Consider the following 6,547-nt stretch of genomic DNA (forward strand, 5'->3'; position numbering starts at 1 on the left):
ATCAGCCGTGCACGAATCGAACCCGCGAATCGACCTCGCAAGTCGGAGCCTGCGAGTCAGGGGAGGCCGTATCAGGGAGCCGAACCTCAGGCGCCCACGACTCAGAACGGCAGCAGCGGATCGATCGCGATCGCGAGCGACAGCACGGAGAGGTAGGTGATGGAGCCGTGGAAGACCTGCATGGGCTTGCCCTCCTGCCCGCGGATCGCGCTGCCGTAGAGACGGTGCGCCTGCAGGATGAAGTAGCCGCCCGAGAGCAGTGCGACGGCGGTGTACAGCCAGCCGATGCCGGGCGCGGGGATGAGCAGCAGGCTCGAGGCGACGGTGGCCCAGGTGTAGAGGATGACCTGCAGGCCGACGGTCGCGCGGCCGCGCACGACGCCGAGCATGGGGACGCCGGCCGCCGCGTAGTCCTCGCGGTAGCGCATCGACAGCGGCCAGTAGTGGGCCGGGGTCCAGAGGAAGATGATGAGGAAGAACACCCAGGCGGGCCAGCCGAGGGAGCCGGTCACCGCGGCCCAGCCGATGAGCACGGGGAAGCAGCCCGCGATCCCGCCCCAGATGATGTTCTGCTCGCTGCGGCCCTTGAGCCACATCGTGTAGACGACCACGTAGGTGAAGATGGCGGCCGCGCCGAGCACGGCGGCCAGCCAGTTGGTGGTGGCGTAGAGCCACACGATCGAGATCACGCCGAGCACCCAGGCGAACACGAGCGCGTTGCGATCCGAGATCTCGCCCGTGACGAGCGGCCGGTTCTTGGTGCGCTTCATGAGGCGGTCGGCCTCGCGGTCGATGTAGCAGTTGAAGGCGCCGGCCGATCCTGCGCTCATCGCGCCGCCGATGAGCGTGGCGAGCACCAGCCACAGGTCGGGCAGGCCGCGTTCGGCGAGGATCATGGCCGGAACGGTCACCACGAGCAGCAGTTCCATGACGCGCGGTTTGGTGAGCGCGACGTAGTTCTTGACGACGCGTCCGAAGGGGCGGCGGGGCCGAGCCTGCTCGGTGTACGATGCGGCCTGCGACTGGGCTGAGATCTCGGTGGACATCACCCTCTATGCTACCCCGGCTGCCGTAAGATTGTCGGTGTGTGCGCGAATGCGCTCGGATTCTTCCCGTCGAAAGGTGTCTCTTGGGAAACGAACTGCAGTGGGACGAGCTCGATGATCTCGCGGTGAACACCGCGCGGGTGCTGGCGGCTGACGCGGTGGAGAAGGTGGGCAACGGCCACCCGGGCACCGCGATCAGCCTCGCGCCTCTCGCCTATCTGCTGCATCAGCGGGTGATGCGCCACGATCCTGCCGACGCGGGCTGGATCGGCCGCGACCGCTTCATCCTGTCGGTGGGCCACTCGTCGCTCACCCAGTACGTGCAGCTGTACCTCGGCGGGTACGGTCTCGAGCTCGACGATCTGAAGGCGCTGCGCACGTGGGGTTCGAAGACGCCCGGGCACCCCGAGTACGGCCACACCGACGGTGTCGAGATCACGACGGGCCCGCTCGGGCAGGGGCTCGCGTCGGCCGTCGGCTTCGCCTACGCGGCCCGCTACGAGCGCGGCCTCTTCGACCCGGAGGCTGCTCCCGGCAGCAGCCCGTTCGACCACTTCGTCTACGTGGTCGCGGGTGACGGCGACCTGCAGGAGGGCGTGACGGCCGAGGCCTCGTCGCTCGCCGGCCACCAGGAACTCGGCAACCTCATCGCGATCTACGACTCCAATCAGATCTCGATCGAGGACGACACCGACATCTCGTTCTCCGAAGACGTCGCGAAGCGCTACGAGGCCTACGGCTGGCAGGTGATCGAGGTCGACTGGAAGAAGACGGGCGAGTACGTCGAGGATCTGGTCGAGCTGAATCGTGCGATCGAGGCGGCGCAGGCCGAGACCTCGAAGCCGAGCCTCATCATCCTGAAGACGATCATCGGCTGGCCCTCCCCCGGCAAGCAGAACACGGGCGGCATCCACGGCTCGAAGCTGGGCGGCGACGAGCTCGCGGCCCTGAAGCGGGCGCTGGGCTTCGACCCCGAGCAGCACTTCGCGGTCGCCTCCGAGGTGATCGAGCACACGCGCAAGGCGGTTGAGCGCGGTGCCGAGCGGCGCGCCGAGTGGCAGCGTTCCTTCGACGAGTGGGCCGCCGCCAACCCCGAACGCAAGGCGCTGCTCGACCGTCTCGAGGCCGGCGAGCTGCCCGAGGGCGCGGCCGAGGCGCTGCCCGTCTTCGAGCCGGGCGAGAGCGTGGCGACGCGGTCCGCGAGCGGCAAGGTGCTCGCCGCTCTGGGGCCGATCATGCCCGAGCTGTGGGGCGGATCCGCCGACCTCGCGGGCTCGAACAACACCACGATCCCGGGCGCGCCCTCGTTCGTGCCGAGCCGCCGCTCGACGTCGGCGTGGCAGGGCGACCCCTACGGTCGTGTGCTGCACTTCGGCATCCGCGAGCACGCGATGGCCGCGATCCTCAACGGCATCCAGCTGCACGGTCCGACGCGCAGCTACGGCGGCACCTTCCTGCAGTTCGCCGACTACATGCGCCCTGCGGTGCGCCTGGCGGCGCTGATGAACGTGCCGAGCATCTTCGTGTGGACGCACGATTCCATCGCCCTCGGCGAGGACGGCCCGACCCACCAGCCGATCGAGCACCTGGCCTCGCTGCGCGCGATCCCGAACCTCGCGATGGCGCGCCCCGCCGACGCCAACGAGACCGCGGTGGTGTGGCACGAGGTGCTGAGCCGTCACGCGGGGCCGACCGGTATCGCGCTCACGCGTCAGAACGTGCCCGTGCTGCCCCGGGGCGGCGAGTTCGCGACGGCCGAGCAGGCCGCCGAGGGTGTGCGTCGCGGCGCCTACGTGCTGGCCGACTCCCCCACCGGGTCCGTCGACGTGCTGCTCATCGCGACCGGCTCCGAGGTGCAGCTGGCGGTCGAGGCGCGCGAGCGGCTCGCGGCCGACGGCGTCGGCGCACGCGTGGTGAGCGCGCCGTGCCTGGAGTGGTTCGCCGAGCAGAGCGAGGAGTACCGCGAGAGCGTGCTGCCGGCGACCGTTCCGGCGCGCGTGAGCGTCGAGGCGGGCCTGGCGCTCGGCTGGGAGCGCTACGTGGGCGATCGGGGCCGTTCGGTGTCGATCGAGCACTTCGGAGCCTCGGCCGACTACGAGACGCTGTTCAGGGAGTTCGGGATCACGACCGAGGCCGTGGTCGATGCGGCACGCGAGAGCATCGCGCACGTGGCGCGCAGCCTGGGCGCCGGCGAGCGGAGCCTGGCGGAGGTGGCACGATGAGCGAGTCGACTCGGGCTCTCAGCCGCGCGGGTGTCAGCATCTGGCTCGACGACCTGTCGCGGTCGCGTCTCGACAGCGGTGAGCTGCGCGCGCTGATCGCGAGCCACGACGTGGTCGGAGTGACCACGAACCCGACGATCTTCGCCGGTGCGATCGGCAGCGGCGTCGGCTACGGCGAGCGGATCTCGGCGTGCGCCGGGCGCGGCCTCGACGTGGCCTCGACCATCGTCGAGTTGACGACGGCCGATGTCGCCGATGCGTGCGACGTCTTCGCCGAGGTGTACGCCGAGTCCGGCGGCCGCGACGGCCGCGTGTCGATCGAGGTGGAGCCGGGTCTCGCCCGTGACACCGCGGGCACGGTGGCGCAGGCGCGCGAGCTGTGGGCGAAGGTGGACCGCCCCAACGCGATGATCAAGATCCCGGCCACGGTCGAGGGCCTCGAAGCCATCACCGAGACGATCGCTGCGGGCATCAGCGTCAATGTGACGCTCATCTTCAGCCTCGAGCGCTACCGTCAGGTGATCAACGCGTATCTCACCGGCCTCGAGCGGGCTCGCGCGGCCGGGCACGATCTGTCGGGCATTCACTCGGTCGCGTCGTTCTTCGTGTCGCGCGTCGACAGCGAGATCGATGCGCGGCTGACCGCGGTCGGCACCGCCGAGGCGCTCGCGCTCAAGGGTCAGGCCGGCGTCGCGAACGCCCGCCTCGCCTACGAGGTCTTCGAGCAGGCGTTCGATACCGAGCGGGCCCGCCTGCTGCTCGATCTCGGCGCCAATGCGCAGCGCCCGCTCTGGGCCTCCACGGGGGTGAAGGATCCGTCGCTGCGCGACACCCTGTACGTCGAGGAGCTCGTCGCGCCGCAGACGGTCAACACGATGCCCGAGGCGACGCTGAACGCGTTCGCGGATCACGGCGAGGTGCGGGGCGAGACCGTCACCTCCGAGTACCTGGAATCGAATCAGCTGCTCAACGCGATCGACGCGTTGGGCATCGATTACGGCGAGGTCACCGAGAAGCTCGAGCTCGAGGGGCTGCAGAAGTTCGACGCCTCGTGGGCGGAGCTCTGCGGCACCGTGGAGCGCGCGCTGGCCGACTGAGCGGGACGAGCACGGAGCAGGCCACCGAGGGGAGAGCAATCATGGCTGGGATCGGGATCGCCTTCGGCGATGACATCGAGCGCGTGAACGGCGGGCGCACCGCTGAACTCGTCGAGGAGCTCGTGCGGGGTCGTGTGGCGAGCCGCATCTTCGCACACGACGCGACCCTGTGGGGTGCGGAGGCGGAGGCCGAGGCCGCGATCCGGCTGGGGTGGACCGACTTCGAGCCGGCGGCGGCCGAGTTGATCCCCCGGATCGAGTCGCTGCGGGCCGAGTTCGCGAGCGCCGGCGTCGATCGCTTCGTGCTGTGCGGCATGGGTGGATCGAGCCTCGCGCCGGCGGTGCTCGCCCGCTGGGCGGGCGTCGAGCTCACCATGATCGACTCCACCCATCCCGCGGCCGTGGCTCGCGTCCTCTCCGGGGATCTGGCCCGCACCGCAGTGGTGGTGAGTTCGAAGTCGGGCAGCACGATCGAGACCCGCAGCCATCTCGCGACCTTCGAGCAGGCGTTCCGGGCGGCCGGCATCGATCCCGCGAGCCGCGTGGTGATCGTCACGGATCCGGGGTCCCCGCTCGACGAGGAGTCGCGTGCGGCGGGGCGTCGGGTGTTCAACGCCGACCCGAACGTGGGCGGTCGATTCTCGGCTCTCACAGCTTTCGGGCTGGTGCCCTCGGGGCTGGCAGGCGTTGATATCCGCCGTCTCGTGGCGGAGGCCGCGGAGGTGCGCGGGCTGCTCGCGCGCGACACCGCCGACAATCCGGCGCTGCGTCTGGCGGCCGCGCTCGCGGGCGGGCTTCCCCGGCGGTTCGTGCTCGCGGTGCGCGAGACGCGCAGCGCTCGATGGGGTCTCGGCAGCTGGATCGAGCAGCTCATCGCCGAATCCACGGGCAAGGACGGGCACGGCGTGCTGCCGATCGCGCTGCACGAGTCGGCCCCCGAGTTGCGCGAGGCGCCGGCCCAGGCCGTGGTGGTGAGCGTCGCCGACGGCGACGCTCACGGCGCGATCGAACCGGCCCCCGAGGCGGGTGTGCTCGTCTCCGCTCCCCTGGGCGCCCAGATGCTGCTGTGGGAGGTCGCCACCTCGGCGCTCGGTCGGCTCATGGGGATCGACCCGTTCGACCAGCCCGACGTGGAAGCCGCGAAGGTGGCGGCTCGCGCCGCGCTCGCCGAGGCCGACGGTTCGTCGTCGCCGACTGCGCAGGCGCCGTCGGCGGGCGAGGTCCTGCGTCGCCTGCGCGAGGCGGTTCCGAGCGACGGGTACCTCGCGATCCAGGCGTACGTCGACCCGAACGGCGCGCTCGCCGAGCCGCTCGGCGAACTGCGGGATCGGCTGGCGACGACGCTCGGCGTGCCCGTCGCCCTCGGTTTCGGGCCGAGCTACCTGCACTCGGTCGGCCAGCTGCACAAGGGCGGCCGCGCGCTCGGCGCGTTCCTGCAGATCGGCGACGCTGGAGCGCCCGACGTACCGATCCCCGATTCCCAAAGCTTCGGCGTGCTCATCGCCGCCCAGGCGCGAGGCGATCGCGAGGTGCTCGCCGAGCGAGGTCGGCCGGTGGTCGCGCTGACGCTGCCCTACGGCGATCGATCCGCGCTCGACCCGCTGCTCGCCGAGATCTGATCCGAGCGCGACGAACGCGCTGATCCGACGAACGCGCTAACGCGACGAACGCGTTGACGCGCTGAAACACGAAGAAGCCCCGGTCTCATCGGACCGGGGCTTCTCTCTGCTGGGCTGGGGCGCTACGCCGACTTCGCGGCGGTGCCGCGCCGGGCGCGGAGCTTCTGCAGCGCGGCCTCGAGCAGCTCCTCGGCCTCTTCGGGCGTGCGCCGCTCCTTCACGTACGCGAGGTGCGTCTTGTACGGCTCGTTCTTGGGGAGCAGCGGGGGGTTCTCGCGGTCTCGACCGGCGGGAAGGCCGGTGGTCGGCGAATCGATCTGCTCGGGGATCTCCTCGGGTGCGACGTCGGCCGCGAAGTAGCGGATCGTCTCGTTGCCGAGCGCGTCCCAGTACGAGATCTGAATACGTTCGGCGCGCGCTCCGTGGTCCTTCTCCCCCATGGGTCCGGATCCGACGCGGGCGCCGCGAATGGCGTTACTGCCTGGCACTGAATACCTTTCTGCTACAAAACTGCGAAGTCGTGGGCGGGGTCGCCTTTTCGAGGGGCTTTTGCCTGCGAGACG

General features: G+C 70.4%; 5 protein-coding genes. 3 read left to right on the forward strand and 2 right to left on the reverse strand.

Annotated elements, in window-relative coordinates:
* Positions 1-101 precede the first annotated feature (101 nt).
* A complete protein-coding gene (locus H490_RS27310; protein ID WP_017884684.1) occupies positions 102-1,046 on the reverse strand; it encodes a heme o synthase in 945 nt (314 codons plus the stop codon).
* Positions 1,047-1,129: 83 nt separating this feature from the next.
* On the opposite strand from H490_RS27310, the gene tkt reads away from it, so the two are divergent.
* From tkt to H490_RS27325, 3 genes are read left to right on the forward strand one after another with little or no spacing between them, the layout of a single operon-like run.
* A complete protein-coding gene (gene tkt, locus H490_RS27315) occupies positions 1,130-3,268 on the forward strand; it encodes a transketolase (protein ID WP_017884685.1) in 2,139 nt (712 codons plus the stop codon).
* Positions 3,265-4,365: a transaldolase gene (tal, locus tag H490_RS27320; protein ID WP_017884686.1), complete on the forward strand. Its 1,101-nt coding sequence runs from the start codon at positions 3,265-3,267 to the stop codon at positions 4,363-4,365. The genes tkt and tal overlap by 4 nt, the downstream gene beginning before the upstream one ends.
* A gap of 41 nt (positions 4,366-4,406) precedes the next feature.
* Positions 4,407-5,984: a hypothetical protein gene (locus tag H490_RS27325; protein ID WP_017884687.1), complete on the forward strand. Its 1,578-nt coding sequence runs from the start codon at positions 4,407-4,409 to the stop codon at positions 5,982-5,984.
* A 122-nt stretch (positions 5,985-6,106) separates the two neighbouring features.
* Here the strand turns inward: H490_RS27325 and H490_RS27330 are convergent, their stop codons facing one another.
* On the reverse strand, positions 6,107-6,472 hold the full coding sequence (locus H490_RS27330; RefSeq protein WP_031290160.1) for an RNA polymerase-binding protein RbpA: 366 nt from the start codon (positions 6,470-6,472) through the stop codon (positions 6,107-6,109).
* Positions 6,473-6,547 lie beyond the last annotated feature (75 nt).

This window comes from Leucobacter sp. UCD-THU (genome assembly GCF_000349545.1).
Lineage (GTDB): Bacteria > Actinomycetota > Actinomycetes > Actinomycetales > Microbacteriaceae > Leucobacter > Leucobacter muris.

Bases quoted from the DNA above. Each gene is read 5' to 3' on its own strand.
- H490_RS27310 (WP_017884684.1), bottom strand. From the start codon at position 1,046: ATGTCCACCGAGATCTCAGCCCAGTCGCAGGCCGCATCGTACACCGAG.
- tal (WP_017884686.1), top strand. From the start codon at position 3,265: ATGAGCGAGTCGACTCGGGCTCTCAGCCGCGCGGGTGTCAGCATCTGG.
- H490_RS27325 (WP_017884687.1), top strand. From the start codon at position 4,407: ATGGCTGGGATCGGGATCGCCTTCGGCGATGACATCGAGCGCGTGAAC.